Below are 25,475 nucleotides of genomic sequence, written 5' to 3' on the forward strand. Positions count from 1 at the left end.
TTCTTTGAATTGACGGGATTTGACGCACCCGGAGGGAAACCGTTCGACTCGATTGCCAGCCGCATTCGAAACGGCTATCGGTCCCGCCCTTGATGGTGACGTGGCCGAGTGGCTGAAGGCAACGGTTTGCTAAATCGTCATACGTGAAAGCGTATCCAGGGTTCGAATCCCTGCGTCACCGCCAAGGTTCTCCCCCTACTTCTTCAGGCACAGCCACCGCGCGCGGTGGAAGTTGGCGACGTTGTCGACCCAACCGGTGACCCGCGGGCTCACCAGGTTGCGGCTCACGACGTAGTAGATCGGGGCGATGGCGTCCTCGCTCAGCATCATCTGCTCGGCCCGCTGGAGGATGGCGGCGCGTTTGCCGGCGTCCGGCTCACGGTCGGCGGCGTTGAGCAGCGCGTCATAGGCGGGGTTCTTGTAGTCCCCGTAGTTCTGGCCGCCCGTGTCGGACTTCATCAGGGACAGGAAGGTCACGGGATCGTTGAAGTCGGCGTACCAGCTCATGGCGCCGATCCCGAAGTCGCGGTTGCGATAAGCGGCGAAGGCGACCTGGCCCTCGTTCTGGACGATCTTCGCATCCACACCGATGGCGGCCCAGTCGGCCTGGACGGCGCTGGCCAGCAGGACGGTGTCAGGGCTGTTGGAGATCTTGAAGTCGAAGGTGAGCTTGCGGTTCGGGCCGTAGCCGGCGGCGGCCAGCAGTCGCTTGGCTTCGGCCTGGCGCTCGGCCAGCGGCTTGTCGGCCCAGACGGTTCTGGCGCCCCGCGCATAGTTGGCGGTGCCCGGCGGCACGAAGGCGTAGGCCGGAAGCTGGCCGGCCCGCATCAGCTTGCCGGTGATGAACTCGCGGTCGATGGACTCCGACAGGGCTCGGCGGACGCGACTGTCCCGGAAAGCCTTGATCTCCCGGGTGTTGAAGGAGAGATAGGAGGTGGCGAGCGCGTTCTTGGCCCGCACCATGTCAGGCATCCGCTCTTTCAGTCGGATGAAGCGGTTGGACTGGAACGAGGTGTTCACGTCCAGCTCGCCGCGGGCGACGCGCCGTTCGGCCATCACCGAGTCGGGGGTCGGGAAATAGTCGATGCGGTCCACGCAGACGTTCTTGGCGTCGTAGAAATAGGGGTTCTTCACCACCTCGATGTGGTCGCCGAGCTGCCAGCTCATCAGCTTGTAGGGGCCGTTGCTGACATAGCGACCGGGCTTGACCCAGGCGTCGCCCCACTTCTCGACCGCATGCTTGGGTACCGGGAAGAAGCTCTGGTGCTTCAGCAGTTCCGGCAGATAGGGCGCCGGGTGCTCCAGGGTCAGTTCAAGAGTGCCGGCGTCGATGGCCCGGGCGCCGACGGCGGTCAGGGGCGCCTTGCCCTCGTTCACCGCCTGGCCGTTCTTCAGCAGGTAGACGAGGTAGGAATAGATCGAGGCGGTCTTGGGATCGAGGATGCGGCGATAGGCGAAGACGAAGTCGTCGGCGGTCACCGGCACGCCGTCCGACCATTTGGCGTCGTCGCGTAGATGGAAGGTCCAGATCAGGCCGTCGGGGCTGGTCTCCCACGAGGTGGCAATGGCTGGGATCGGCTGGCCGTCGGGCGAGTCGGTGGTCAGGCCGGAGATCAGGTCGGCGATGATGGTGAACTCATCCACCAGGTTGGAGGTCTGCGGGTCCAGGGAGCCAGCCTCGTTGTTGCTGCCATAGGCCAGGCAGACTTCGCCGGCGGGGCAGGGCGGGCGGCTGACCTTGGCCTGGCAGCCGGACAGCAGCAGGGCTGCGAGACCGAGGCCGGCGAGCAGGGCGGGGCGGAGACTCTTGGAGACCATCGCCTAGTCGTCCCACCGCCGGAGCGCCCTGTCGAGGCTTGGCCGCGCCGCCAAGAAAAACCACGTGCATCGCCGCTCCCGCGCGCTATGTCGGACCTCTCGCGCCGCCAGAGCGTACGGAGGGGATCATGGGTTATTCCGAAAAGCAGTTCCGGTTTGACGGCGGGGACGGGGCCTCCATCGCCGGCTTCCGCTGGGCCGACGAGAGCGTCACCCCGCGCGCCGTGCTTCAGATCGCTCACGGCATGGGCGAGCACGCCCGACGCTATCCCGATCCGCTGATCCCCATCATGGCCGATGGCTTCGTGCTGTATGCCGACGACCATCGCGGCCACGGCTATACCGCCCCCTCCAAGGCGGCGCTCGGCGACTTCGGCGAGAACGGCGCGGAACTGGTGGTGGAGGATATCGCCCGCCTGACCGACCTGGCGCGGGCCGAGAACCCTGGCCTGCCGCTGGTCCTGCTGGGCCATAGCCTGGGTTCGTTCTTCTCCCAGGCCTACGCCTTCGATCATGCCGGCAAGATCGACGGCCTGGTGCTCTCGGGCACCGCGGCCTTCGGCGACCGCACCGGCCCGGCCAAGAAGCTGGACGAGATGAACGCCGACGGGCCCAAGCCCCGCACCCCTTACGACTGGCTGTCGCGCGACGACGCCGAGGTGGACAAGTACATCGCCGATCCGCTGTGCGGCTTCTCCCGCCAGCCCAGCGCCGCCGACAGCTTCGGCCGGGTCAGCGCCCGTCTGCGCGACCCCGCCGAGATCGCCAAGATTCCCAAGGATCTGCCGCTCTACATCTTCGTAGGCGACAAGGACCCCATCAACCGCGACCTCGAACTGCTGCATCCGCTGGTGAACCGCTACCGCGAGGCGGGCCTCACCCGAATGGAGGTGAAAATCTACAAAGGCGGCCGTCACGAGATGCTGAACGAGATCAACCGCGACGAGGTGGTGTCCGACCTGCTGGCCTGGCTGCGCAAGACGGTGGGCTGACGCCGACTCAGGCCCGGTTGGCCGCCACCATGGTCTCATTGGCCATGAGGTCGGAGGGGGCGTCGGCGTCCATGATCTTCAAGAGCTTGGCCCGGGCGCGGTTCACCCGGCTCTTGATGGTGCCCACCGCGCAGCCGCAGATCTCGGCGGCCTCCTCGTAGGACATCCCCGCCCCGCCCACCAGGATCAGGGCTTCGCGGTGCTCGTCGGGCAGGTGTTTCAGGGCGTCCTGCATGGCGTGCATGGCCACGCTCCAGTCCTGGCTCGGCGGCGTTTTCAGCGCCCCGGCATACTCGCCCAGTTCGTCGCGCACCTCGCGGCGGCGGCGGATGACCTGGGTGTAATAGGTGTTGCGCAGGATCGTGAACAGCCAGGCCCGCAGGTTGGTGCCCATCTCGAACTTGTCGCGGTTGGTCCAGGCCTTGATCAGGGTGTCCTGCACCAGGTCGTCGGCGTCGGATCCATTGTGGCAGAGCGACCATCCGAAGGCCCGCAGCGCTGGGATCATCCGCACCACGTCGTCACGCCAGTCGGTGTCGTCGGTCATGCGTTCCTCGATCCGCGCCCCGTCACCCTCTTGATGAAGGCCTACAGCCGTCATTCGTTGGTGATGCAACGCAGGCAGACTCCATCTGTTCCGACTTGCGGTTGCGGGCCCGAGACCCAATTTAAGGGAACGAAGAACGTCGTTCGGCGTTGCCGGACCTAGGGGCGAAATCCGCGTTGAGTTTGACGCGGGCGTTCTGACCAAATCAGGAGTATCCCATGGCGCATTCCGACGACGCTGGGTCTGTGCCCGCACCCCTTCGCGGCGCTTTGGGCCAGCCGGCGGCCCGCTACCATCGGATCCGCCAGGCCACCGAGGACCTAGTGCGGCATCTCTCGCCCGAGGACATGGCCGCCCAGTCCATGCCCGACGCCAGCCCCGCAAAATGGCACCTGGCCCATACGACCTGGTTCTTCGAGACCTTCCTGCTGAAGCCGAACCTGGCGGGATACCGGCCGTTCGACGAACGCTACGCCTACCTGTTCAACTCCTATTACGAGGCGCTTGGTCCGCGTCAGCCCCGGCCGGAGCGCGGCCTGCTGACCCGGCCCTCCCGCGACGAGGTCCTGGCTTATCGCGCCCATGTGGACGAGGGGATGCATCACCTGCTGTCGTCGGACGTCGCCGGCCTGTCGGACCTGCTGGACCTGGGCCTGGCCCATGAGGAGCAGCATCAGGAGCTGATCCTGATGGATATCCTGCACCTCTTCGCCCAGTCGCCGCTGAAGCCCGCCTATTCCCCCACCACCGCCCTGCCGGTCAGCGCCGATCCCGGTCGCGCCGGCGTCGTCGCCTTCGACGGCGGCCTGGTGGAGATCGGCCATGGCGGCGCAGGCTTCGCCTTCGACAACGAGGGTCCGCGCCACCAGGTCTTCCTGCAACCGTTCAAGCTGGCCGACCGGCTGGTGACCAATGGCGAGTGGCTGGCCTTCATGGCTGACGGTGGCTACGCCAAGCCGGAGCTCTGGCTCGCCGAGGGCTGGGCCCAGGTGCGGGAACAGGGTTGGAGCGCGCCGGCCTACTGGCAGCAGGGCGACCATGGCTGGCTAGCCATGACCCTGCAGGGCTTGCGCGCCATCGCCCCTCACGCGCCGGTCACCCATATCAGCTTCTACGAGGCCGACGCCTACGCCGCCTGGGCCGGCGCCCGCCTGCCCACCGAGGCCGAATGGGAGCATGCCTCGAACGGCCTGCCGATGGCCGGCAACTTCATGGGCTCGGGCCAACTCGGCCCGGCCGCCGCGACGGTGGGCGAGGGGCTGCGCCAGATGTTCGGCGATGTCTGGGAATGGACCCGCAGCGCCTATTGCCCCTATCCCGGCTTCCACCCGGCGGCCGGCGCCGTGGGCGAGTACAACGGCAAGTTCATGAGCGGCCAGATGGTGCTGCGCGGCGGCTGTCACGCAACCCCGCAGGGCCATGCGCGGCCGACCTACCGCAACTTCTTCCATCCCGATCAGCGCTGGATGTTCTCAGGGCTGCGCCTGGCGTGGGATGGCGAGCCGCGGGTCCATGCGCAGACCGACGGCAGCTTCGCCGCCGACGTGCTGGCGGGCCTGGCCAAGCCGCAGAAGACCATTCTCCCCAAATATTTCTACGACGCCGAAGGCTCGCGCCTGTTCGAGGAAATCTGTGACCTGCCGGAATACTATCCCACCCGCACCGAGGCCGCCCTGCTGCGCCACAAGGCCGGTGAGATGGCCGCCGCCATTCCCTTGGGCTCAGCCCTGGTGGAGTTCGGCAGCGGCGCCAGCACCAAGACTCGCCTGCTGCTCGACGCCGCGCCGCAGCTGGCGGCCTACGTCCCCATCGACATCAGCAAGTCGGCGCTCGACGAGGCTGCGCAAGCCATCGGCCGCGACTACCCCAATCTGATCGTGGCGCCCCTGGTGGATGACTTCACCACCGCTCTTCGCCTGCCCGACGCGGTGGACGGTCTGACCAGCGTCGGCTTCTTCCCCGGCTCCACCATCGGCAATTTCCGGCCCGAGGAGGCGATCGCGTTCCTGGCCAGCGCCCGGCGGCTGCTGGGCCATGGGGCGGCCTTCCTGGTGGGCATGGACATCGTCAAGGACGAGGCGGTCCTGGTCGCGGCCTATGACGACGCCCAAGGCGTGACGGCGGCCTTCAACCTCAACCTGCTGACCCGCATTAACCGCGAACTGGGCGGGGACTTCGACCTGACCGCCTTCCAGCACCGCGCGGTGTGGAACGCCCAGGAAAGCCGGATGGAAATGCATCTGGTCAGCCGACGCGACCAGGTGGTCATCGTCGCCGGACGCACCTTCCACTTCGCGGCGGGCGAAAGCCTCCACACCGAGAACTCCCACAAGTTCACGGTCGAGGGCTTCGGAAAGCTTGCGGCCGCGGCGGGCTGGCGCCTGGAAAACCAATGGGAAAGCGCCGAGCCGACCTTCGCCATAGTCCTGCTCCGGGCGTAACTCCACGTAAGCAAACGGCCCCGAGGGGGATCGGGGCCGTGGCTTAGTTTGGTCGAGAGCTGGGAGGCTTAGCCTTCCAGCGGCCCGCGGGTGCGACCGCCGCCGCGGGAGGATTCTCCGCCCTTGCGACCGGCCGAGGCCGCGAGGTCGCGGTCCTTGGCGAAACTGCGTTTTTCACCCGGTACGCTCGCGCCACCCTTGCGGGCGATCTCGCGCCGGCGCTCGGGGTTCATGGCGGCGAATCCGCGACGGGACTTCGGCTTGGCGTTGGGATCGAGGTCCATGGGGTTGCTCCTGCTATGCGTGCCTTGAGGAGATGCGGGGGGGCTGCATCAACTACGGTTACGCTCAGACAACCCTCAAGGCGCGCCAGAGGTTGCGCGGAAATTTGCGACCTAATCGCGGCGGGAGCTCTGAAAAGGACCCGAGCCCCAGGCGACGGGCCCGCAGAGCCGCGATCAACAGTCCGGGATGTCCGTTCCCGGACGAACGCTTAGAGCGGCAACTGGACGCGCGCGGTCAGACCGCCGCCCGGGCGGTTAGCCATGACGACGTCGCCGCCATGGCCCCGGGCTACCGAGCGGACGACCGCCAAGCCGAGACCGATGCCGCCGGTCTGGCGGCTGCGGGAGGGCTCGCGGCGGTAGAAGGGCTCGAAAACCCGCTCGGCGTCCTCGGGCGGAATGCCGGGCCCGTCGTCCTCGATCTCCACATAGGCGCTGGCGCCATCGCGATAGACCCGGGCGCGGGCCCGGCCGCCGAACTTCACGGCGTTCTCCAGCAGGTTGGTGAACAGCCGTCGCAGGGCGACAGGGTCGCCCTCCAGGATCACCTTGTCGCCGCGCTCCACCTGGGTGTCGCTGCCGGTCTCGGCCATCTCGTCGCAGACGCTTTCCAGCAGGGAGGAGAGCTCCAGGGGCGTCCGCTCGGCCGGGCCGCTGGCGTCGCGCACGAAGGTCAGGGCCGCGCTGATCATCTCCTCCATCTGGTCCAGGTCGCCGGCCATCTTGGCGCGGGCTTCCTCCGGCACGTTCTCGATGCGGAAGCGCAGGCGGGTCAGGGGGGTGCGCAGGTCGTGGGCGATGGCGCCCACCATCGCAGTCCTGTCCTCGACATAGCGGCGCAGGCGGTCCTGCATCTCGTTGAAGGCGCTGACCGCGATATTGATCTCCGCCGTGCCCTTCAGAGAGACCGGCAGCCGCGTTCCGCGCGGATCGCGGCCCAACTGCTCGGCGGCGTCGGCGAACAGCTGGAAGGGGTGGGCCAGCCGGCGGGCGAAGGTGTAGGCCACCGGCGCCAGCAGGGCGGCCGACAGAAGCAGCCACAGCACGATGCGAAGCTGCCAGGGGTCGAGCCCCAGGCGCGGCGTCGGCCGGACCATGTCCCACCGCCCGTCGGCGCGCTGCACGGCCACGTCGAAGGGGGCGATCAGGAAGTGCTCCTCCTGCTCGCCGCCGTCCCGGGCCATGCGGTCGCGGATGATGCGGAACACCCGACGGTCGGAGACCGGCATGCGAGACGGCGCGGCGAACACCACCCGGGCCTCGGCCACCCCCAGTTCGCGGGCGAGCTCGGCGCGCATGTTGGGCACCATGCGACCCTCCATGGTGGGCGAGGGCGCCCTGTCGACGATCTTCAGTTCCAGGGGCCGGCGTTCGGTCAGGCTGGGCGCTCGGCCCTTGAAGGTCTGCGCCACCTCGCTCAGCCGGTAGAAGTCGGGCGCGGGCGGCGGCAGGACGAAGATCATCGTCAGGATGATCACCTGCGACGCCACCAGGGTGATGCCGATCAGGGTCAGCAGGCGGGCGAACAGCGAGGCGGTGGGCCGGCCCGACCAGGGCAGCCTCATGTCCGCTTCACCTTGGCGGTGAACATGTAGCCTTCGTTGCGGATTGTGCGGATCAGGTCGGTGCCGCCGCCACCGTCGTCCAGCTTGCGGCGTAGGCGGCTGATCTGCACGTCGATGGCCCGGTCGAAGGCGTCTGAGTCCGGGCCGCGGGCGAAGTCGAGAAGCTGGTCGCGGGTCAGCACCCGCTGGGGCCGTTCCACGAAGGCGCGCAGCAGGGAGAACTCGCCCGACGACAGGTTCACCGCAACGCCGGGGGGCGAGCGCAGTTCGCGCCGCACCAGGTCCAGCCGCCAGCCCGCGAACTCGCAGCCGGCGCCGATGGCATTGGCCTGACCGCGCTGCTCGGCGCGGCGCAGGACGGCGCGGACCCGGGCCAGCAGTTCGCGGGGATTGCAGGGCTTGGCCAGGTAGTCGTCGGCGCCCAGCTCCAGGCCGACGATGCGGTCGGTGTCCTCGCCCATGGCCGACAGCATGATGATCGGCGGGCCTTCGCCGCTGAGCCGGCGGGCGATGGACAGGCCGTCCTCGCCCGGCAGCATGACGTCGAGCACGATCAGGTCGACGGGGCCGCGCTCCAGCGCCTGCTCCATCTCACGCGCGTCCCCGGCGGTCTCGACGAGGTAGCCGTGTTTGCCCAGGAAGTCGGAGACGACGTCGAGGATGCCCGGGTCGTCGTCGACCATCAGGATGCGGGCGGTCGCGGGGACCTGTTCGGTGCTGGGTTCCATCCGCGCCATTTTCAGCCCCTCCCGTAACGCACAGATTTCACGGCTGAAACTGGCTAATCGCCCGCAAGGACATCGTCGGCGACATAGCCATTGGTCCGCCGCTCGATGCCGAACCGCGACATCGGGCCGTGACCGGAGACAAAGGCCACATCATCCCCCAACGGCCACAGCTTGCCGGTGATGGAGTCGATCAACTGCTGGAAATTTCCCCTCGGGAAATCGGTACGGCCGATCGAACCCTGGAACAGCACGTCCCCCACCTGGGCGAAGCGGGCCTCGCGATGGAAGAACACCACATGGCCCGGCGTGTGGCCCGGACAGTGGTAGACCTCGAAGCTGGTCTCTCCGAGGGTAACGGTGTCGCCGTCTTCAAGCCAGCGGTCGGGGGTAAAACACTTGGCCTCCGGCATGCCCCACTTGGCGCCGCTCTCCTCCATCTGGTCGATCCAGAAGGCGTCGTCGCGGTGCGGGCCCTCGATGGGGACCCCGGTGATGGCCTTGAGGTCCGCCGTGCCGCCCGCATGGTCCAGGTGGCCGTGGGTGATCCAGATCTTCTCCAGGGTCAGGCCGTGGGCCGCCAGGGCGCCCAGCAGGCGCGGCACCTCGCCGCCCGGATCGATGATCGCCGCCTTCATCGTCTTCACACACCAGACGATGGTGCAGTTCTGCGCCAGGGGGGTGACCGGCGCGATGAGGGCGCGGATGGGGGAGGAGGCGGTCTCGGACATGGCGTCAGCATCGGCCCATGTGGCCCATATGAAAAGGCCCGGGATGTGATCCCGGGCCCCTCAGTCTTGGTTGGCTAGTGCGAGCCGGGCGGCGGCGCGCCGGGCATCGGCGGCACCGATTCCGGCGGCGCGTCCGGCGATAGCTCGGGCACCTCCACGATGCCGCGGGCCATGTGGCTGTGGCGGAAACCGTAGAGGAAGTAGACCACCAGGCCGATGGCCGCCCAGATCACGAACAGCAGCTGGGTTTCCTTCGACAGGCTGAAGAACAGATAGATGCAGCCGGCCGCCGCGAGCGGGGCCACCAACATCACCGCGGGCGTCCGGAACGGGCGCTTGCGGTCGGGGTCGGTCCTGCGCAGCACCAGCACCGCGATCGCCACCATGGCGAAGGCGAACAGGGTGCCGGAGTTGGAAATGTCGGCCAGCACCCCCACCGGGAAGAAGGCGGCGAAGGCGGAGACGAACACCCCGGTGATGATGGTGATGACGTGCGGCGTCTTGAACTTCGGGTGGACCTTGGACAGCACCTCCGGGAGCAGGCCGTCGCGGCTCATGACGAAGAAGATGCGGGTCTGGCCAAACATCATCATCAGGATAACCGAGGGCAGGGCCAGGCCGGCGGCCAGGCCGAGCAGGTTGCCGATCTGAGTCCAGCCGATCTTGCGCAGGGTCCAGGCAAGCGCCTCCTTGGAGCAGACCACGTGGTCGGCCGACAGGGCGCCGCAGGCGGCGGTCATCTCGGGGCTGCCGGGACGCAGGCCATGGCCCGCGGCGTCCATCACCGGCTGGGCGCCGACGGTGCCGATGACGCCCGAGGCCACCAGGATGTAGAAGATGGTGCAGACGCCGAGCGAGCCGATCAGGCCGATGGGCATGTTCCGCTGCGGATTCTTGGTCTCCTCAGCCGCCGTCGAGACGGCGTCGAAGCCCACATAGGCGAAGAAGATCGAGGCCGCGGCCGCCGAGATCCCGGCCATGCCGAGCGGGGCGAAGGGTTCGAAGTTCTCCATCTTGATGACCGGCAGGGCCAGGACGCAGAACAGGGTCAGGGCCGCGACCTTGATGGTCACCAGGAAGGCGTTGACGGCGGCGGACTCCCGCGTGCCGACGACGAGCAGGGCGGTCACGACAAGAGCGATGGCCGCGGCCGGCAGGTTGACGATCCCGCCGTCCATGGGCCCCAGAACCAGGGCGTTGGGGATGTCGATGCCGAAGGCGTTCTCGATCAGGCCGACGACATAGCCCGACCAGCCCACAGAAACCGCGCCGGCGGCGACGGCGTATTCCAGGATCAGCGCCCAGCCGACCATCCAGGCGACCATCTCGCCCATCACCGCGTAGCTGTAGGTGTAGGCGCTGCCCGAAACCGGCACCATGGCCGACATTTCGGAGTAGCAGAGGGCGGCCACGGCGCAGACGAAGCCCGCGATGACGAAGGCCGCGATCATCCCGGGGCCTGCCTTCTGGGCCGCCTCGGCGGTCAGAACGAAGATCCCGGTTCCGATAATGGCGCCGATGCCCAGCATGGTCAGCTGGAAGGCCCCAAGGGAGCGGTGCAGTGATTTTTTCTCAGCGGTCGCGAGGATCGCGTCTAGCGGCTTTACACGCCACATATTCCCTCCCAGTCGCGGCGGTCCCCCCGCCGCGCGAATTAAGCTTGCCCGACCGTGCGGTCTGGTTACGGAGCGGTCAAGCGGCAAGGCTTGGCGTGGCCGCTGGGCGCGGATAGACCCCCTGCATGCTGCCTGTTGAGGAAATCCTGCCTGCCTTGCAGGCGGCGCTGGTGGAAAACACCTCCGCCGTCCTGGTGGCCCCGCCCGGCGCGGGCAAGACGACCCTGGTTCCCCTACGCCTGCTGGACGCGTCCTGGCTGGCCGGGGCCAAGATCATCATGCTGGAGCCGCGCCGCCTGGCCGCCCGCGCCGCCGCCGACCGCATGGCCAAGACCCTGGGCGAGCGGGTCGGCGAGACGGTTGGCTATCGCGTGCGGATGCAGTCGCGCATCTCCGCCCGAACCCGCATCGAGGTGGTGACCGAGGGCGTCTTCAGCCGGATGATTCTCGGCGACCCCACCCTGGAGGGCGTCGGCCTGGTGATCTTCGACGAGTTCCACGAGCGCAGCCTGGACGCCGACCTGGGCCTGGCCCTGGCCCGCGACGCCCAGGGCCTGCTGCGCGACGACCTACGCCTGCTCGTCATGTCGGCCACCCTGGACGGAGCCGCCGTCGCCCGGCTGCTGGACGCGCCGGTGGTGGAGAGTCAGGGCCGCGCCTATCCGGTCGACACCCGCTATCTCGGCCGCGACGACCGCCAGCGCCTGGAGGACCGGACCGTGCGGGCCGTGGAGCGGGCGCTCGCCGAGGAAACCGGCAGCATCCTGGTCTTCCTGCCGGGCCAGGGGGAAATCCGCCGCACCGCCGACCTGTTGGCCGAGCGCTTGCGCCGCCCCGAGGTGCTGATCGCGCCCCTCTATGGCGCGCTGGACCCCGCCGAGCAGGACCGCGCTATCTCGCCGGCCCCGCCGGGCGTGCGCAAAGTTGTATTGGCGAGTTCCATCGCCGAGACCAGCCTGACCATCGAGGGGGTTCGCGTGGTGATCGACTCAGGCGTGGCTCGCGTGCCGCGCTTCGATCCCGCCAGCGGCCTGACACGACTGGCCACCGTCCGGGTCAGCCGCGCCGCCGCCGACCAGCGCCGAGGCCGCGCCGGCCGCACCGAGCCGGGCGTCGCCTACCGCCTCTGGGACGAGGCGGAAACCCGCGCCTTGCCGGCCTATGCCGACCCAGAGATCCTCGACGCCGACCTCTCGGGCCTGGCCCTGGATCTCGCCCGCTGGGGGGCGAAGGACGTGGGGGCCATGGCCTTCCTCGACGCCCCGCCCGCCGCCGCCTTCGCCGAGGCCCGCACCCTTTTGCGACGGCTTGAGGCCCTGACTGACGACGGCGTGCTCACGCCCCATGGCGAGGCTCTGAGCGAGATGCCGCTCGCCCCACGTCTGGCGCACATGATCCTGAAGGCGGCGGCCACCGGCCAGGCGCCCCGCGCCGCCCGCATCGCCGCCCTGGTCACCGAGCGCAACCTCGGCGGCCGTGACGCCGACCTGCGCCACCGGCTGGACAGCTTCGAGCGCGACCGCTCGCCCCGCGCCCGTGACGCCAAATCCTTGGCCGATCGCTGGGCAGGCATGGCGGGCCGGGCCGGGAAGGGGGAGCCCCTGGACGATGGCCTGCTGCTGGCCTTCGCCTATCCCGAGCGCATCGCCAAGGCCCGCGGACCCGCCGGCGAGTTCCAGCTGGTCAGCGGCCGCGGCGCCTTCGTCGACGCCACCGACGCTCTGGCTCGCGAGAAGTGGCTGGCCATCGCCGAACTGGGCGGCGGTGACCGCCGCGACCGCATCCTGCTGGCCGCGCCCCTGGACGAGGCAGAACTGATCAGGGCCTTCGCCGACCAGTTGGTGGTCGAGAGCCGCCTGGAGGAAAGTGGCGGCGGTCGTCTGCGCGCCAAACAGATCACCCGCCTGGGCCGCCTGACCCTGAGTGAACAGATCGACGAGAACCCCGACCCCAGGCTGATCGCCACCGCCCTGGCCGACCGCGTGCGCAATGAGGGCCTGAGCGCCCTGACGTGGGGCGCCGCCGCCGAATCCCTGCGGGCGCGGGTCGGCTTCCTGCGCGCCTCCGGCGGGGACTGGCCTGATCTGTCGGACGCCGCGCTGCTTGAAAGCCTGGACGACTGGCTGGTCCCGCTGCTGCGGGGCCTGCGGTCCCTGGCCGCGCTGAAACCCGACGCGCTCGACGGCGCCTTGCGCGGCCTGATCGCCTGGGACCAGCAGCGCCGCCTCGACGCCGCGGCGCCCCTGCGCTGGACCGCCCCCACCGGCAACGCCTTCACCATCGACTACACCGCCGAGAGCGGCCCCCGGGTCGATGTCCGCGTGCAGGAGGTGTTTGGCCTGACCGAGCATCCCACCGTCGCTGGTGGTACGCCGCTCACCCTGTCGCTGCTGTCGCCCGGCCACCGCCCGGTCCAGACCACCAAGGACCTGCCGGGGTTTTGGAAGGGCTCATGGAAGGACGTCCGCTCCGACATGCGCGGCCGCTACCCGAAACACGTCTGGCCTGAAGACCCCGCCAACACGCCGCCGACGGCCCGCGCCAAGCCGCGCGGGACCTAGGCTGTGGCTGCGTAGATCATGACCCCGGTAGCCACCGACAGGTTGAGGCTGTCGGCCCGGCCGCGCATCGGGATCTTGACGTTGACGTCGCACAGCGCCGCCATCTCCGGGGTCAGTCCCTGCTGCTCGTTGCCCATGAACACCAGGGCCGGCTTGGCGTAGGTGGCTTGGTGGTGGGCCATGGTCGCGGTCAGCAGGGTGCCGATCACCGAGCCGGGCCACCGGGCGCGCCAGGCGGCGAAGGCCTCCTCGGTGGCCCGCACGATCGGCACGGCGAAGACCGAGCCCATGGTAGCCCGCACCGCCTCCACCGAGAACGGATCGCAGCATTCCCCCACCAGGATCACCGCCCCGCAGCCCGCCGCGTCGGCGGTGCGCACGATGGTCCCCAGGTTGCCCGGGTCGCGCACCCGGTGCAGGGCGACAAAGCAGGGGGCGGCCGAGGGGGCCAGGGCCTCCAGCGGCATGAAGACCTGATGGAAGACGCCGACCACCGCCTGCGGATTGTCCCGTCGCGACACCTTGGCGAGAATCTCCTGCGTGACCTCGATCACCTCGCCGCCGCCGGCGCGGGTGGCGGCCATGGCTTGGCGGAGCAGAGGATGGGTGGTTGCCTCGGCGCCGTACATCAGGATCGCCGGGGCGTGGCCGGTCTCGATGGCCTCGGTGACGATCTTCAGGCCCTCGGCGACGAACAGGCCGGTCTCGTCGCGTTCCTTGCGCAGGTGCAGGGCGCGGACCGCCTTGACGGTCGGATTGGTCAGGGAGGTGACGGTCCGGTCGCTCACGGCGCCCACCGGGCATAGAAGGACATGCCGATCTGGCGTTCGCCATCCTGCTGCACCAGGGCCAGTTCGCCCCATTCGATACGCCCGCCGCGATCCTTCAGCTTCTCCGACAGCAGGCCGGCTAGAGCCGCGCCGGAGATGCGCTCGGCATAGGCGTTCAGCAGCAGAAATTCCGCCTTATCCGAAAGTAGTTCGGCACATAGGGTCGAAAGCTCAGGCAAATTCTCAAACAGTTTCCAGACTTCGCCATCCGGCCCGCGGCCGTATTTCGGCGGATCGAGGATGATGCCTTCGTATTTCGAGCCGCGACGAACCTCGCGCTGCACGTAGCGGCGCGCGTCCTCGCAGATCCAACGGATCGGTTTGTCGGCCAGGCCCGAGGCCTCGGCGTTCTCGCGGGCCCAGCCGATGGCCTTCTTCGAGGCGTCCACATGGGTCACCGCCGCGCCGGCCGCCGCGCAGACCAGGCTGGCCACGCCGGTATAGCCGAACAGGTTCAGCACCCTGGGCTGGCCTTCCGCCGCGCGGACCTTCTGATCCAGCCACGCCCAGTTGGCCGCCTGCTCGGGGAAGAAGGCCAGGTGGCGGAAGGCGGTGAAGCGAGCCTTGAAGTTCACGTCCTGCCAGGAGAGCGGCCAGGTGTCCTTCGGCTGCTCGCGGAACCGCCAGCGGCCGGCGTCCTCCTCGTCGGTGGGATCGAACACCGCGTCGGCATTGGCCCAGACGCCCTCGCTCAGCGAGGGCGTCCACAGGCACTGGGGCTCGGGCCGCACCACGGAATAGCGGCCGTAGCGCTCCAGCTTGCGTCCGTTGCCGCTATCGATCAGGGCGTAGTCGCCCCAGCCGGTGGTGCGCATGACGCCGGGGGCTTCGGCCACGGTGGGGGCAGGCTTGCTCATGTCCTTGGCCTTACCCGTTCCGCCCGCGCGGCGTCCAGTCGGGCGGTGGCCGGCGGGGGTGGACGGTGTGGAAGAGCGGGTATGGCGCACGCCGCCTTGATGCCGCATTGTTACAGGTCTGACTTGCGCGGCCGCCGGATTTGGTTTCCGCTGCAAGCTGTTCGGATGACGAAAGGATTCCCGTGACGACGGCAGTGACCACGAGGCGCTCGGCGCGCAAGCCTAAGGGCGATGGCCACCTTCGCAGGGCGGAAATCCTTGAGGCCGCGGAACGCATCTTCGTGGCCGAGGGCTATGAGGGCGCCACGATCCGCAAGATCGCCGACGAGGTCGGGGTCTCCTCCACCGCCCTCTACATGCATTTCCCCGACAAGGGCGGCATTCTGCTGGAGATCTGCGAGCGGACCATCATCCAGCTCCTGGAGCGCAACGCCGCCATCGCCGCCAAGCCGCTGGACGCCGTGACCCGCGTCAAGCTGATGCTCGACTCCTATATGCGCTGGGGTTTCGAGCACCCGAACGCCTATCTGCTTGTGTTCGCCGGGGTTCACCCCGTATCGACCGTCTGGCACGAAGGCACGGCGGACATGGGCGCGCGATGCTACGAAATCTTCAGCGGCGCGGTGCGCGAGATCGCGGCCGAGGGGCGGCTGCGGAGCGGCACTGGCGACAGCGCGGCCCAGGCGCTCTGGGCGGCCTGCCATGGCGTGGTGGCCCTGATGACCGGCCGTCCGAACTTCGCCTGGGCGCCGGTGGACGAGGTGATCGAGGTCACCCTGGACGGCCTGATGCACGGCCTCGTCGTCGACTGATCGCGGCCCTTTTCGCCGCTCTGAGTTTCGCGGGCCTCGCCCAGGCGTCGCCGCGCGTGCTCTCCCTGGATCAATGCGCCGACCAGTATGTCCTGGCGCTCAGCCCGCGTGAGGCGATCGTGGGTCTGTCCACCCGGGCCAATGATGCAGACTCCCGGCTCCGTGACCTGGCCAAGGGTCTGCCCCAACGCCGCAGCAGCCTGGAATCGACCCTCGCGGCTCGGCCGGAGCTGATCGTCCGCTACTGGGGCGGCGATCCGCGCTTCATCGCTCAGGTCGAGAAACGCGGCGTTCGCGTGGTGACCATCGAGGACGCTTCGGACTTCGGCGGCGTCCGGGCCAATGTCCGCCGGGTGGCCGCCGCCCTGGACCGCCGAGCCCAGGGCGAGGCCGTCATCGCGGAGATGGACGCCCGGCTGGATCGCTCGGCTGGCGCCTGGCGCGGGGCCACGGCGCTCTATATCACCCCGGGCGGCTTCACCGGCGGGGAGGGAACCTTGGTGTATCAGATCCTGAAGTCCGCCGGCCTGACCCCCACGCCGCCTGGTCCCGGCTTCCAGCCTGTCTCCCTGGAGCAGATGGCGATGACGCCGCCGCGCGCCCTGGTGCTGGGCTTCTTCGGGGACCTGATGTCCAACAACCATTGGAGCCTGGGCCGCCACCAGGTCATGCGCCGCGTCGCCACCCGGCGCACCGTGGCCAGCCTGCCGGGCTCCATGCTGGGCTGTCCCGATCCCGCCGCCGCCGAGGCCGTCGAGATCTTGGCGTCCAAAGCCCCGCGATGAAGCTCAACCTGATCCTGATCGCCGCCCTGCTGGTGCTGCTGTCGCTCGGCCTGCTGCTGGGGGAGACGCCGCTGAGCGCCGCCCAGTACGCCCAGGCCTTCAGCGATCCCACCGCGGGGCCGGGCGAGGTTCTGTGGGCTATCCGCGCGCCGCGGGTCGTGGCCGCCGCTGTGGTGGGCGGGGCGCTGGGCCTGGCCGGGGCGGTGATGCAGGGCCTGCTGCGCAATCCCCTGGCGGACCCTGGGGTGCTCGGGGTCTCGGCCGGCGCTGGTCTCGGCGCATCCCTGGCCATCGCCCTCGGCTTGGCCGCCATCCCCGGTGGGACGGAGGCCGCGGCCCTGGTGGCAGCCCTCGCCACCGGTCTGCTGCTGACCGCGCTGGCCGCCCGGTTCCGCGAGCCGGAGACCCTGATCCTGTTCGGCGTGGCGCTTTCGGCCTTCGCCGGCGCCCTGACCTCGCTGATCTTCAACCTGTCGCCGTCGCCGGTGACCACGGCGGAGATCCTGTCGTGGCTGATGGGCACGGTGGCCAACCGAAGCTGGAGCGATATCGGTTGGGAACTGGCGCCCATGGCGCTTGGCGCCGGCCTCTGCGTCTACGCGGCGCGGGGCCTGGTGATGCTGACCTTGGGCGAGGAGACCGCTGCCCTGTCGGGCCTGCCCATGGGTCGCCTGCGCGCCGCCGCCGTGGCCGGCGCCTCCCTGCTCACGGGGGCGGCGGTCGCCATGGCCGGGATCATCGGCTTTGTGGGCCTGGCCGCGCCGCATCTGGTGCGGGCCGGCGCCGGCGCCGATCCCGGCAAGGCCCTGGCCCCCTCGGCCCTGGCCGGCGCCATTCTGCTCGTCGCCGCCGACATCGCCGCCCGCATGATTCCCACCGACCAGGAGCTGAAGCTCGGCGTCGTCACCGCCCTGTTCGGCGCGCCGCTGTTCGCCCTGATCGCCTGGCGCGCGGCCCGGAGCTGGCGCGCATGACCGCCGCATTGTCCCTGCACGACGCCACGGTCCGCCGGGGGGAGACCCCGGTGCTGCGCGGCGCCAGCCTGACGGTTCAACCCGGCCAGGTCGTCGGCGTCGTCGGGCCGAACGGCGCGGGCAAGACCACCCTGTTGCGCGCCGCCCTCGGCCTGGCCAAGCTCGACTCTGGCCGCGCCGAGCTGGGCGGGCGTGACGTCGCGGGCCTGGACGAGGCCACTCGCGCCGCCCTGGCCGGTTACCTGCCCCAGGAACGCCGGGTCGGCTGGAATCTGCCGGCCTGGCGCATCGCCAGCCTGGGCGCGGCCCTGAAATCCCCTGCGCTCGCCCAGGCCGTCGCCATGGACGCCCTGGGCCGCGTGGGCTTGGCCGGCCTCGCCGAGCGCGGGGTGCTCGACCTCTCGGGCGGCGAGCGGGCGAGGGTGCTGCTGGCCCGTCTGCTGGCGACCGCCGCGCCGCTGCTGGTGGCCGACGAACCGGCTGCCGGCCTCGACCCCGACGCCCAACTGCTGTCCCTGGAGCTGTTCGGCGAGGAGGCCGCGCGCGGCGCCGCCGTGGTCCTCACCCTGCACGACCTGGGCCTGGCGGCGCGCGCCTGCGACCGGCTTGTGGTGGTGGGCTCAGGCCGCGTGGTTTCCGAAGGCGCCCCCCGTGACGCCCTCACCCCCACGGTCCTGCGCGAGGTCTTTGGCCTGGAAGGCGCGTTGGAAGAAACCTCCGCCGGCCTGACCCTGGCGGCGCGGAGATATCGGCCATGAAGGTGCTGGGACTGCCCGGCCGCAAGCCGGAGACCCTGGCCCAGATGCAGGGTCTGATTGATCGGCTTGAGATCGGTCAGACGCAGGCCGTCGTACGGCCCCATAGCTTCTGGGACTGCGCCGATGTCAGCAATCCCGATGTCTCGCCCGACGCTCTGGCGGTCAGCGGCAGCGGCGCCGACCTGGTCATCTCCAAGTCGATCGGCAACCTGATCGTCATGCTGGCGCGAGAACGGCACGGGTTCGCGCCCCAGGCCTGCGTCTTCCTCGCGACCCCGCTCGCCCGGTTCATTCCCGAGGGATGGATGCCCTTGCTGGAGGCCCACTGCGCGGCGGTTCCGACGCTCTTCATCCAGCAGACGGCCGACTACAACGGCGCCTATCGCGACGTCGCCGCCATCGTGGCGCGCCACCCGCTTTGCACGGCGGTGGAAATCCCCGGCGACGACCATCTCTACGAGGACCTCGATCTGATCGCCCCGTTGATCGAAACCTGGGTGAACGAAGCCTAGTTGGGGATGGGCCGCATCCCGCCCGCCGCCTGGGTCGGGACGGAGTTCTGAGTCTCCACCATACCGCCGGACGGCGTATAGCCCGTGCCGTAGCCACCGCGCTTGAGGTCCGCCGAGAGCGTGATGGGCGCCGTGCCGCCGTTCAGCCGGGCGCGATAGACCTGCATGCCTTCCATCACACGCATCACGTAGTTGCGGGTCTCGGAGAACGGGATGCATTCGATGAAGTCGATGGGGTCGGTGGCCGCGCCGCGCGGGTCGCCGCAGAAGGCCGACCAGGTGGCGGGCCGTCCGGGTCCGGCGTTGTAGGCGGCGATGGCCATGGGGTAGGAGCCGGAGAAGTTGTCCACCATCTGTCCCAGATAGGTCGATCCGACCCGCATGTTGTACTCGGGGTCATCCAACATGCCGGGCGAATAGCCGACGCCCATGCGGCGGGCGACCACCGAAGCGGTGCCCGGCATCAGCTGCATCATGCCCCGAGCGCCGGCGCCGGAACGGATCATCGGGTCGAAGCCGCTCTCCTGCCGCGTGATGCCAAGCACAAGTGCGGACTCCGGTCCCCCTGCCACGCTCGGGGTCGAGCGGACGGGATAGCCGCGCTCGGGCAGGATGAAGCCACGCTGGGCGGCGGCGCGCACCACCTTCATGCCCGTGTCGATGTCGCCGTAGCCGCGGACCATGTCCACCAGCAGGGCTTCTTCCTCTGCGGTGGGCAGGACGTCGTCCAGGGTCAGGACGAAGGTCTTGAACAGGTCCTTGTTGCCGATCTCATACAGCATGCGGGCGGCGCGCACGGCGTCGCGGCCCTCGAAACGGTTGCGGTCGGACTGGGTGATGCCGGGATCATGCCCCAGGACCAGCTTGCCCGAGCCCACCTTCTCGCCGGCCAGCTGGCCGTAGAAGGTCGTGTTGAACTTGGCCGCCGCGCCATAGAAGCCCTGGGCGCGATCCTGTTGCCCCCTGGCCTCGGCCGACCGGCCGCGCCAGTAGAGGGCGCGGGCGCGGGTGATTGGCGAGGAGCCGATCTTTTCGATGGCGGCGAAGTGACGGTCGGCGTCCTCGGGACGCTTCAGCCGGGTGAGCGCGATCCATCCGGCATAGAACTCGGCCTCGGCGGCGTCGGCCCCCTGGGTCAGGCCGGTGTCCGCGGCGGCGAGGTAAGCGCCTTGTGAGTCGCTGTTGCGCAGCGAGGTGATCACCAGCTGGTAGCGCTCGTCCCAGATCCGGTCGCCCATCTCGGAGAAGGGGATCTCGGTGGGGAAGCTGCGCACCAGCCCCAGCGCCACCTGGTCCATGCCCCGGCGGCGCATATAGGCCGCGCGCTCAAAGGCCAGGCCCGGCGAGTTGGAGACGCTGGCCGGCAGGTTGTTGACCAGGGCGTTGGCGTTGCCCGCGTTCTGGCGCAGGGCCATCCGCGCCTGGGCCAGCTGCGCCTGGTCGGCGGGGAGCAGGGGGATCATGTCCCGGGCCGCCGGACCCTGGCTGCCGAACAGGATGACGTCGGCGCGCCGCACGTGGTCGTCCGGCGTCAGGACATCGCCGAACCGGGCCAGCATGGCCCGCTGCGGATCGGCCTCAAACAGTTTGTTGCGCCAGGTGTTGCGGATCAGGAGGGTCGCCTCCTTGGTCCGGCCCGTGGCGCGGTAGGCCGATGCCAGCGCCATGGCGCCCTCGGCGGTCACGGGATCAGAGCCGCCGAACCATTCGATGGTCCGTTGCGGGCTCAGGCCCCCGGTCTCCAGCAGTTTCTCGGCGGCCACTTGCCGGCGGGTGGCGCGGGGCCAGCCGGCCAGGTCGCGGCGCGCCTGGTCGATCTCGAAGAAGCTGAGCGCGTCGGAATTGGCGTCGGCCATCGCCCAGATGGCGATCTTCTTGGCGATCGGATCGTTGATCATGGCGATCGCGGTGCGCGCGCCCGTGACATCGGCCCGCTTGGCGCTGTCCAGCGCGCTGCGCAGCGCAGCGCCGTCAGCGTCCGATAGCCCCCGGCGATAGGCGACCGGCTGGGTCTGGGTCAGCTCGATGGGTGGGGGCGGCCCTTCATAGGGCGCGCGGCCCTGGGTCGGCTGTTGCGCCTCGGCCACGCCGGTCAGCAGAACGGCCGCGACTGCGGTGAAGATTGCCTTGCGGGCCTTGGACGCCAAAACGAATATCTCCGGATCGATCGAATAACGGAACGAGTCTGGTTGCGGCTTAGGGCCTGCCCGCCATATTGTCCGGCCAAATCTTGAGGCCGCAACAACTGGCCTCGCTTTCACGGCTTTTTGCAGACCATGTCCGAACCTTTGTTCAAGGGCGTCATGCCGGCCCTCGTGACGCCGTTTCGCGACGGCGCGATCGATGAGCAGGCGTTTGTCGCCCTTGTCGAACGCCAGATCGCGGGCGGTGTCCACGGCCTGGTGCCTGTTGGCACCACAGGCGAAACCGCGACGCTCAGCCACGACGAACACCGTCGGGTTGTGGAGCTGTGCGTCGCCACCGCCGCGGGACGTGTGCCGATTATCGCCGGCGCGGGCTCCAATTCGACGGCCGAGGCCATCGAACTGGTTCACCACGCCAAGACCGTCGGCGCCGATGCGGCCCTGGTGGTGACCCCCTATTACAATCGTCCGAGCCAGGAGGGCCTCTACGCTCACTACGCGGCCATCAACGACGCCGTGCAGCTGCCGGTCCTGGTCTACAACGTGCCGGGCCGCACCAGCATCGACATCGCCGACGCCACCCTCGGCCGGCTCTCCAAGCTGCCCAACATCATCGGCGTCAAGGACGCCACCGGCGACATGACGCGGGCCACCATGCAGCGCCTGCTGTGCGGTCCCGACTGGGTGATGCTGTCGGGGGACGACCCCACGGCGCTGGGCTACATGGCCCACGGCGGCCATGGCTGCATCTCGGTGACCTCCAACGTCGCGCCAGATCTCTGCGCGGCGTTCTACAATGCCGCGATGGGCGAGGACTGGAAGACCGCCCTCTATTGGCAGGACCGCCTGCTGCTGCTGCACAAGTCGCTGTTTTCCGATGCTTCGCCGGCGCCCACCAAGTTCGCCCTGGCCCATCTGGGTCTTTGCCAGGAAGATGTGCGCCTGCCGATCACGGCGTGTTCGGAAACAGCCCGGCACGAGGTTCTCGCCGCGCTGCGGGAAACCGGCCTGATCTGATGGCCGGCAAGCTGATCGCCGAGAACCGCCGCGCGCGGTACGACTATTTCCTCGAGGAGACCTTCGAGGCGGGCCTCATGCTGACCGGCACCGAGGTGAAGTCGCTGCGGGTCGGACGGGCCAATATCGCGGAGTCCTACGCCTCGGTCGAAGGCCGCGAGATCGTGCTGATCAACGCCGACATCCCGCCCTACGGGCAGGCCAACCGCTTCAACCACGAGCCGCGCCGGCACCGGAAGCTGCTGCTGCACAAGAAGCAGATCGAAAAGCTGATCGGCGCCGTACAGCGCGAGGGCCGCACCCTCATTCCGATGAAGCTCTATTGGAACGAGAAGGGCATCGCCAAGCTCGAGATCGCGCTCGCCAAGGGCAAGCAGAACCACGACAAGCGCCAGGCCACCGCCGACCGCGACTGGCAGCGCGACAAGGCCCGCCTGATGCGCGACAAGGGCTGATGGTCGGCTCGACGCAGATCGAAGCCATCGAGCGCGCGACCCTGGCCGCCGTCGCGCCTGAGGAAGTCCTGGAGATCGACGGCTGGCTGATCGGCCTCGATCCGGGCTCGATCCGCCGCGCCGCCAGCGCCGTGCCCCTGCGCCATGATCTGCCTGTTGACGCCGCCGTTCTGGACCACATTGAGGCCGCCTACGCCGAGCGCGGCCTGAAGCCGGCCTTCCGCATCGCCGATGGTCCCGGCCTGGAGAGCGTGCGCGGTGAGCTGGCCCGCCGAGGCTATGGCTTCGAGCAGCCGACCCTGGTCAAGACCGCCGTCGCCCGTGCGGTCACCGCCGTCACCGACCTTCCGCCCGCCGAGATCGCCGAGCGCCCGGACGACGCCTGGGCCGCCGTCTTCCTGGGGGAGGGGTTCGATCCCGTCGACGGCGCCTATCGGGTCAAGGCGCTGAGCCGCTCGCCCGGCGCCCGGTTCGGCATGGTGCGCGATGGCGACAAGACCATCGCCGTCGGCTGCGGATCCTTTGGCCACGGTTGGACCAGCTTTCACGGCATGCGCACCGACCTCAGCCGCCGGGGCGAGGGCCTGGCCGGCCGCGTGCTGGCGGGGCTTGTCGGCGAGGCGATGTCGCGCGGCATCGACCGGGCCTTCCTGCAGGTGGAAGAGAAGAACGCCCCGGCCCGGTCACTCTACCGCCGCGCCGGCTTCACCCAGGCTTGGCGCTATTTCTACTGGAGCAAGCCCAGCTAGCCGTCGATCAGCGCACGGGCCCGGCGGAACACCGCCTCGAACATCTCCGCTGTCAGCCGGCCCGTGTTCGTATTGAGACGTGAGCAATGATAGCTGTTGAGGATCACGTAGGGTCCGGCCTGGAACTCGGTCCCATGGCCCGGCGGCCCGGCCGAGGCCTTCAGGCCCACCGCCTTCAGCACATTTCGCCGCGACACATCGCCCAGGGTGATGATCACCTTCAGGCGGGGCAGGGCGGCCAGCCGCGCCGTCAGGAACGGACGGCAGGTGTTCTCTTCGCGGGTCTCGGGCTTGTTCAGCGGCGGGGCGCAGCGCACCGCATTGGTGATCATGCAGTCCTCCAGCTCCAGCCCGTCGTCGGGCCGCGCCTGATAAACCCCACGGGCGAACCCGGTCTTCAGGAGGGTCTCGTAGAGCATCACCCCGGCGCCATCGCCGGTGAAGGGCCGCCCGGTGCGGTTGGCGCCAGTGCGGCCGGGCGCCAGGCCTGCCACCAGCAGGCGCGCGTTCTGGTCGCCGAAGGACGGGGCGGGGCCATTCCACCAGTCGGGGTGCTCGGCGCGGTTGATCTCCCGATAGGCCACCAGGCGCGGGCAAAGCGGGCAGTCCCGTGGCGGCTCGGCCACGGCGGTCGCGTTGAACATCAGGCCTCGGCGTCCGCCTCGCGGTCGGCCCCGGTGCGGCTCTCCTGGATGAAGCGCGGCAGGCGCGAGGGCCGGCCAATGATGTCGGCCAGGTCGGAGAGGTCGATGAAATGGTCGGCCTGGCGGCGCAGGTCGTCGCTGGCCATCGGCGGCTGCGACTTAACGGTGGAGACCACCGTCACCCGCGCGCCCTTGCGCTGGACGGCCTCCACCAGGCAGCGGAAGTCGCCGTCGCCGGAGAACAGCACCAGGTGGTCGGCGTGGGCGGCCATTTCCAGCATGTCGACGGCGATCTCGACATCCATGTCGCCGCGCCAGCGCTTGCGGCCCTGGGCGTCGGTGTATTCCCGGGCCGGCTTCGTCACCAGGCGGAAGCCGTTATAGTCCAGCCAGTCCACCAGCGGGCGGATCGGCGAATACTCCTGATCCTCGACGAGCGCGGTGTAGTAGTAGGCGCGCACTAGGACCCCGCGCGTGCGGAACTCTTCCAGCAGCTTGCGATAGTCGATATCGAAGCCGAGCCCCTTGGCGGCCGAATACAGGTTCGCGCCGTCAATGAAGAGCGCCAGCCTGTCCGTGGGGTAAAATGTCATTGGGATCGGAAATCCATAAAGGGGGCGGGGGGCGCATGGACCTGGACGAGGCCGTCATCGTCGCGCTGGGCGGTAATATGGCCGGCGACTATGGTTCGTCCGAAGCTCTTCTTGAGGCGGCGCTCGCTCGTTTCGCCCAGGCGGGATTGCCTGTGGTTGCCCGGTCGTCCTGGTGGAGCTCTGCCGCCTGGCCGGACCCGACCGCCAACGAGTATCGCAACGGCGTCGCGCTTGTCGAGACGAAGCTGGCGCCGCTGCAAGCTCTGCATACCCTTTTTTCAATCGAGGCCCATTTTGGTCGCGTCCGGAGCGAGCAAAACGCACCCCGGACCCTCGATCTCGACCTGATCGCTTACGGCCAAGCGATTGTGGCCAAGGCAGATCTGATCCTGCCGCATCCTCGGGCCCATGAGCGGCTGTTCGTCATGGGACCGCTCGCAGAGATCGCCCCGGAATGGCGTCATCCGACCCTGGGAAAAACCGCCCGCGAGCTTGCCGCGGGCGCCTCGGTGGGGCTCGATGCGCGTCCCGCCTCGAAAAAGGCGCAGGCCGGGCCGATCTGACGCGCCATGCGGCGTTGCACAACGCCGTCAAACCCTCTATTTTGTTCGGTTCTACCCCCGACTTGAGGATTCCATGGCCCGCGTCACCGTCGAAGATTGCATCGAACGAGTTCCGAACCGCTTCAGCCTCGTGCTGCTGGCGGCCCACCGGGCCCGCGCCATTTCGGCCGGCTCTGCCATCCTGGTCGATCGCGACAACGACAAGAACCCTGTCGTCTCCCTGCGGGAGATCGCCGATGACGTGGTGGACGCCGAGGAACTGCGCGAGACCCTGATCGGGACCCTGCAGCGCGTCGACGAGCGCTCGGAAGCCGAGGAAGAGGCTGAAACCCTCGCCCTGCTGGCCGATCCGACCCACATGCAGATGAGCGAGCTGGAACTGGTCCGCGCCCTGCAGAGCGACCGCGACGGCGGTCAGGAGGAGCGGTACTGAGCCCGGAAGGCGCAGAACCTCTCACACTTACGGCGGCGCCTGAACCCGCCGCCGACCAGACGATTGCGC

25 protein-coding genes and 1 tRNA gene are annotated in these 25,475 nt (G+C 69.1%); 14 read left to right on the plus strand and 12 right to left on the minus strand.

All coding sequences use genetic code 11. The features are described from left to right. The first annotated feature begins 94 nt into the window (after positions 1–94). Positions 95–184 (plus strand) — tRNA-Ser (locus tag JKL49_RS10020). A gap of 11 nt (positions 185–195) precedes the next feature. On the opposite strand, the gene JKL49_RS10025 is transcribed toward JKL49_RS10020, so the two are convergent. After that, complete coding sequence (locus JKL49_RS10025; protein WP_215340065.1) at positions 196–1,818, minus strand: peptide ABC transporter substrate-binding protein; 1,623 nt, start codon at positions 1,816–1,818, stop codon at positions 196–198. Between the two features lie 128 nt (positions 1,819–1,946). Here JKL49_RS10025 and JKL49_RS10030 point away from each other — a divergent pair, with 128 nt between their 5' ends. Then, positions 1,947–2,810 carry an alpha/beta fold hydrolase gene (locus JKL49_RS10030; RefSeq protein WP_215340066.1) on the plus strand — a complete coding sequence of 288 codons (864 nt, stop codon included), beginning with the start codon at positions 1,947–1,949 and terminating at the stop codon, positions 2,808–2,810. A gap of 7 nt (positions 2,811–2,817) precedes the next feature. On the opposite strand, the gene JKL49_RS10035 is transcribed toward JKL49_RS10030, so the two are convergent. Further along, positions 2,818–3,357 carry a sigma-70 family RNA polymerase sigma factor gene (locus JKL49_RS10035; RefSeq protein WP_215340067.1) on the minus strand — a complete coding sequence of 180 codons (540 nt, stop codon included), beginning with the start codon at positions 3,355–3,357 and terminating at the stop codon, positions 2,818–2,820. A 218-nt stretch (positions 3,358–3,575) separates the two neighbouring features. On the opposite strand from JKL49_RS10035, the gene egtB reads away from it, so the two are divergent. Further along, on the plus strand, positions 3,576–5,798 hold the full coding sequence (egtB, locus tag JKL49_RS10040; protein WP_215340068.1) for an ergothioneine biosynthesis protein EgtB: 2,223 nt from the start codon (positions 3,576–3,578) through the stop codon (positions 5,796–5,798). Between the two features lie 68 nt (positions 5,799–5,866). Here the strand turns inward: egtB and JKL49_RS10045 are convergent, their stop codons facing one another. The 5 genes from JKL49_RS10045 to JKL49_RS10065 all read right to left on the minus strand — a co-directional run bounded on the left by JKL49_RS10045 (position 5,867) and on the right by JKL49_RS10065 (position 10,719). Continuing rightward, positions 5,867–6,082, minus strand: coding sequence for a con-10 family general stress protein (locus JKL49_RS10045; RefSeq protein WP_215340069.1), 216 nt, complete (start codon positions 6,080–6,082; stop codon positions 5,867–5,869). A gap of 209 nt (positions 6,083–6,291) precedes the next feature. Then, the gene (locus tag JKL49_RS10050) at positions 6,292–7,647 is read right to left on the minus strand and encodes a sensor histidine kinase (RefSeq protein ID WP_215340070.1); all 1,356 of its coding nucleotides are present in this window, start codon (positions 7,645–7,647) and stop codon (positions 6,292–6,294) included. Continuing rightward, positions 7,644–8,384 carry a response regulator gene (locus tag JKL49_RS10055; RefSeq protein ID WP_215340071.1) on the minus strand — a complete coding sequence of 247 codons (741 nt, stop codon included), beginning with the start codon at positions 8,382–8,384 and terminating at the stop codon, positions 7,644–7,646. The genes JKL49_RS10050 and JKL49_RS10055 overlap by 4 nt, the downstream gene beginning before the upstream one ends. Positions 8,385–8,428: 44 nt before the next feature. Beyond that, the gene (locus tag JKL49_RS10060) at positions 8,429–9,103 is read right to left on the minus strand and encodes an MBL fold metallo-hydrolase (RefSeq protein WP_215340072.1); all 675 of its coding nucleotides are present in this window, start codon (positions 9,101–9,103) and stop codon (positions 8,429–8,431) included. 74 nt (positions 9,104–9,177) lie between these two features. Then, on the minus strand, positions 9,178–10,719 hold the full coding sequence (locus JKL49_RS10065) for an amino acid permease (protein ID WP_215340073.1): 1,542 nt from the start codon (positions 10,717–10,719) through the stop codon (positions 9,178–9,180). A gap of 125 nt (positions 10,720–10,844) precedes the next feature. On the opposite strand from JKL49_RS10065, the gene hrpB reads away from it, so the two are divergent. After that, positions 10,845–13,280 (plus strand): ATP-dependent helicase HrpB, encoded by a 2,436-nt coding sequence (gene hrpB, locus JKL49_RS10070; protein ID WP_215340074.1) that lies wholly within the window; start codon positions 10,845–10,847, stop codon positions 13,278–13,280. On the opposite strand, the gene JKL49_RS10075 is transcribed toward hrpB, so the two are convergent. Further along, positions 13,277–14,068: a TrmH family RNA methyltransferase gene (locus JKL49_RS10075; RefSeq protein ID WP_215340075.1), complete on the minus strand. Its 792-nt coding sequence runs from the start codon at positions 14,066–14,068 to the stop codon at positions 13,277–13,279. The genes hrpB and JKL49_RS10075 overlap by 4 nt on opposite strands. Beyond that, positions 14,065–14,967, minus strand: a complete 903-nt coding sequence (locus JKL49_RS10080) for an RsmD family RNA methyltransferase (protein ID WP_215340076.1) — start codon at positions 14,965–14,967, stop codon at positions 14,065–14,067. Before JKL49_RS10080 ends, JKL49_RS10075 begins: the two co-directional genes overlap by 4 nt. Before the next feature lie 182 nt (positions 14,968–15,149). On the opposite strand from JKL49_RS10080, the gene JKL49_RS10085 reads away from it, so the two are divergent. From JKL49_RS10085 to JKL49_RS10105, 5 genes are read left to right on the plus strand one after another with little or no spacing between them, the layout of a single operon-like run. After that, positions 15,150–15,779, plus strand: coding sequence for a TetR/AcrR family transcriptional regulator (locus JKL49_RS10085; RefSeq protein WP_347340370.1), 630 nt, complete (start codon positions 15,150–15,152; stop codon positions 15,777–15,779). A gap of 56 nt (positions 15,780–15,835) precedes the next feature. Beyond that, complete coding sequence (locus tag JKL49_RS10090; protein WP_347340371.1) at positions 15,836–16,564, plus strand: ABC transporter substrate-binding protein; 729 nt, start codon at positions 15,836–15,838, stop codon at positions 16,562–16,564. Then, positions 16,561–17,538, plus strand: a complete 978-nt coding sequence (locus JKL49_RS10095) for a FecCD family ABC transporter permease (RefSeq protein ID WP_215340077.1) — start codon at positions 16,561–16,563, stop codon at positions 17,536–17,538. Before JKL49_RS10090 ends, JKL49_RS10095 begins: the two co-directional genes overlap by 4 nt. After that, the gene (locus JKL49_RS10100) at positions 17,535–18,296 is read left to right on the plus strand and encodes an ATP-binding cassette domain-containing protein (RefSeq protein ID WP_215340078.1); all 762 of its coding nucleotides are present in this window, start codon (positions 17,535–17,537) and stop codon (positions 18,294–18,296) included. Before JKL49_RS10095 ends, JKL49_RS10100 begins: the two co-directional genes overlap by 4 nt. After that, positions 18,293–18,808 (plus strand): hypothetical protein, encoded by a 516-nt coding sequence (locus tag JKL49_RS10105; protein WP_215340079.1) that lies wholly within the window; start codon positions 18,293–18,295, stop codon positions 18,806–18,808. Before JKL49_RS10100 ends, JKL49_RS10105 begins: the two co-directional genes overlap by 4 nt. Here the strand turns inward: JKL49_RS10105 and JKL49_RS10110 are convergent. After that, the gene (locus tag JKL49_RS10110) at positions 18,805–20,955 is read right to left on the minus strand and encodes a lytic transglycosylase domain-containing protein (RefSeq protein ID WP_249778070.1); all 2,151 of its coding nucleotides are present in this window, start codon (positions 20,953–20,955) and stop codon (positions 18,805–18,807) included. The genes JKL49_RS10105 and JKL49_RS10110 overlap by 4 nt on opposite strands. A 129-nt stretch (positions 20,956–21,084) precedes the next feature. Here JKL49_RS10110 and dapA point away from each other — a divergent pair, with 129 nt between their 5' ends. The 3 genes from dapA to JKL49_RS10125 are packed head-to-tail and all read left to right on the plus strand — an operon-like array spanning position 21,085 to position 23,173. Beyond that, positions 21,085–21,969, plus strand: coding sequence for a 4-hydroxy-tetrahydrodipicolinate synthase (gene dapA, locus JKL49_RS10115; protein ID WP_215340080.1), 885 nt, complete (start codon positions 21,085–21,087; stop codon positions 21,967–21,969). After that, complete coding sequence (smpB, locus tag JKL49_RS10120) at positions 21,969–22,424, plus strand: SsrA-binding protein SmpB (protein ID WP_215340087.1); 456 nt, start codon at positions 21,969–21,971, stop codon at positions 22,422–22,424. The genes dapA and smpB overlap by 1 nt, the downstream gene beginning before the upstream one ends. After that, positions 22,424–23,173, plus strand: a complete 750-nt coding sequence (locus JKL49_RS10125; protein WP_215340089.1) for a GNAT family N-acetyltransferase — start codon at positions 22,424–22,426, stop codon at positions 23,171–23,173. The genes smpB and JKL49_RS10125 overlap by 1 nt, the downstream gene beginning before the upstream one ends. Here JKL49_RS10125 and JKL49_RS10130 read toward each other — a convergent pair. Beyond that, complete coding sequence (locus tag JKL49_RS10130; protein ID WP_215340091.1) at positions 23,170–23,817, minus strand: uracil-DNA glycosylase; 648 nt, start codon at positions 23,815–23,817, stop codon at positions 23,170–23,172. The genes JKL49_RS10125 and JKL49_RS10130 overlap by 4 nt on opposite strands. Next, positions 23,817–24,410, minus strand: coding sequence for a LabA-like NYN domain-containing protein (locus tag JKL49_RS10135; RefSeq protein ID WP_215340093.1), 594 nt, complete (start codon positions 24,408–24,410; stop codon positions 23,817–23,819). Before JKL49_RS10135 ends, JKL49_RS10130 begins: the two co-directional genes overlap by 1 nt. Positions 24,411–24,445: 35 nt before the next feature. Between JKL49_RS10135 and folK the strand changes: the two genes are divergently transcribed. Then, positions 24,446–24,973 (plus strand): 2-amino-4-hydroxy-6-hydroxymethyldihydropteridine diphosphokinase, encoded by a 528-nt coding sequence (gene folK, locus JKL49_RS10140; protein WP_215340095.1) that lies wholly within the window; start codon positions 24,446–24,448, stop codon positions 24,971–24,973. Between the two features lie 73 nt (positions 24,974–25,046). Beyond that, positions 25,047–25,406 (plus strand): DNA-directed RNA polymerase subunit omega, encoded by a 360-nt coding sequence (gene rpoZ / locus JKL49_RS10145; protein WP_215340105.1) that lies wholly within the window; start codon positions 25,047–25,049, stop codon positions 25,404–25,406. Positions 25,407–25,475: the final 69 nt, after the last annotated feature.

This window comes from Phenylobacterium glaciei (assembly GCF_016772415.1).
GTDB lineage: Bacteria > Pseudomonadota > Alphaproteobacteria > Caulobacterales > Caulobacteraceae > Phenylobacterium > Phenylobacterium glaciei.

Coding starts and splice junctions, on each gene's coding strand:
- JKL49_RS10065 (WP_215340073.1), bottom strand. CDS start 10,719: ATGTGGCGTGTAAAGCCGCTAGACGCGATCCTCGCGACCGCTGAGAAA.
- JKL49_RS10025 (WP_215340065.1), bottom strand. CDS start 1,818: ATGGTCTCCAAGAGTCTCCGCCCCGCCCTGCTCGCCGGCCTCGGTCTC.
- JKL49_RS10050 (WP_215340070.1), bottom strand. CDS start 7,647: ATGAGGCTGCCCTGGTCGGGCCGGCCCACCGCCTCGCTGTTCGCCCGC.
- JKL49_RS10055 (WP_215340071.1), bottom strand. CDS start 8,384: ATGGCGCGGATGGAACCCAGCACCGAACAGGTCCCCGCGACCGCCCGC.
- JKL49_RS10100 (WP_215340078.1), top strand. CDS start 17,535: ATGACCGCCGCATTGTCCCTGCACGACGCCACGGTCCGCCGGGGGGAG.
- rpoZ (WP_215340105.1), top strand. CDS start 25,047: ATGGCCCGCGTCACCGTCGAAGATTGCATCGAACGAGTTCCGAACCGC.
- JKL49_RS10130 (WP_215340091.1), bottom strand. CDS start 23,817: ATGTTCAACGCGACCGCCGTGGCCGAGCCGCCACGGGACTGCCCGCTT.
- hrpB (WP_215340074.1), top strand. CDS start 10,845: ATGCTGCCTGTTGAGGAAATCCTGCCTGCCTTGCAGGCGGCGCTGGTG.
- dapA (WP_215340080.1), top strand. CDS start 21,085: ATGTCCGAACCTTTGTTCAAGGGCGTCATGCCGGCCCTCGTGACGCCG.
- JKL49_RS10135 (WP_215340093.1), bottom strand. CDS start 24,410: ATGACATTTTACCCCACGGACAGGCTGGCGCTCTTCATTGACGGCGCG.
- smpB (WP_215340087.1), top strand. CDS start 21,969: ATGGCCGGCAAGCTGATCGCCGAGAACCGCCGCGCGCGGTACGACTAT.
- JKL49_RS10035 (WP_215340067.1), bottom strand. CDS start 3,357: ATGACCGACGACACCGACTGGCGTGACGACGTGGTGCGGATGATCCCA.
- egtB (WP_215340068.1), top strand. CDS start 3,576: ATGGCGCATTCCGACGACGCTGGGTCTGTGCCCGCACCCCTTCGCGGC.
- JKL49_RS10095 (WP_215340077.1), top strand. CDS start 16,561: ATGAAGCTCAACCTGATCCTGATCGCCGCCCTGCTGGTGCTGCTGTCG.
- JKL49_RS10030 (WP_215340066.1), top strand. CDS start 1,947: ATGGGTTATTCCGAAAAGCAGTTCCGGTTTGACGGCGGGGACGGGGCC.
- JKL49_RS10125 (WP_215340089.1), top strand. CDS start 22,424: ATGGTCGGCTCGACGCAGATCGAAGCCATCGAGCGCGCGACCCTGGCC.
- JKL49_RS10080 (WP_215340076.1), bottom strand. CDS start 14,967: ATGAGCAAGCCTGCCCCCACCGTGGCCGAAGCCCCCGGCGTCATGCGC.
- folK (WP_215340095.1), top strand. CDS start 24,446: ATGGACCTGGACGAGGCCGTCATCGTCGCGCTGGGCGGTAATATGGCC.
- JKL49_RS10105 (WP_215340079.1), top strand. CDS start 18,293: ATGAAGGTGCTGGGACTGCCCGGCCGCAAGCCGGAGACCCTGGCCCAG.
- JKL49_RS10045 (WP_215340069.1), bottom strand. CDS start 6,082: ATGGACCTCGATCCCAACGCCAAGCCGAAGTCCCGTCGCGGATTCGCC.
- JKL49_RS10060 (WP_215340072.1), bottom strand. CDS start 9,103: ATGTCCGAGACCGCCTCCTCCCCCATCCGCGCCCTCATCGCGCCGGTC.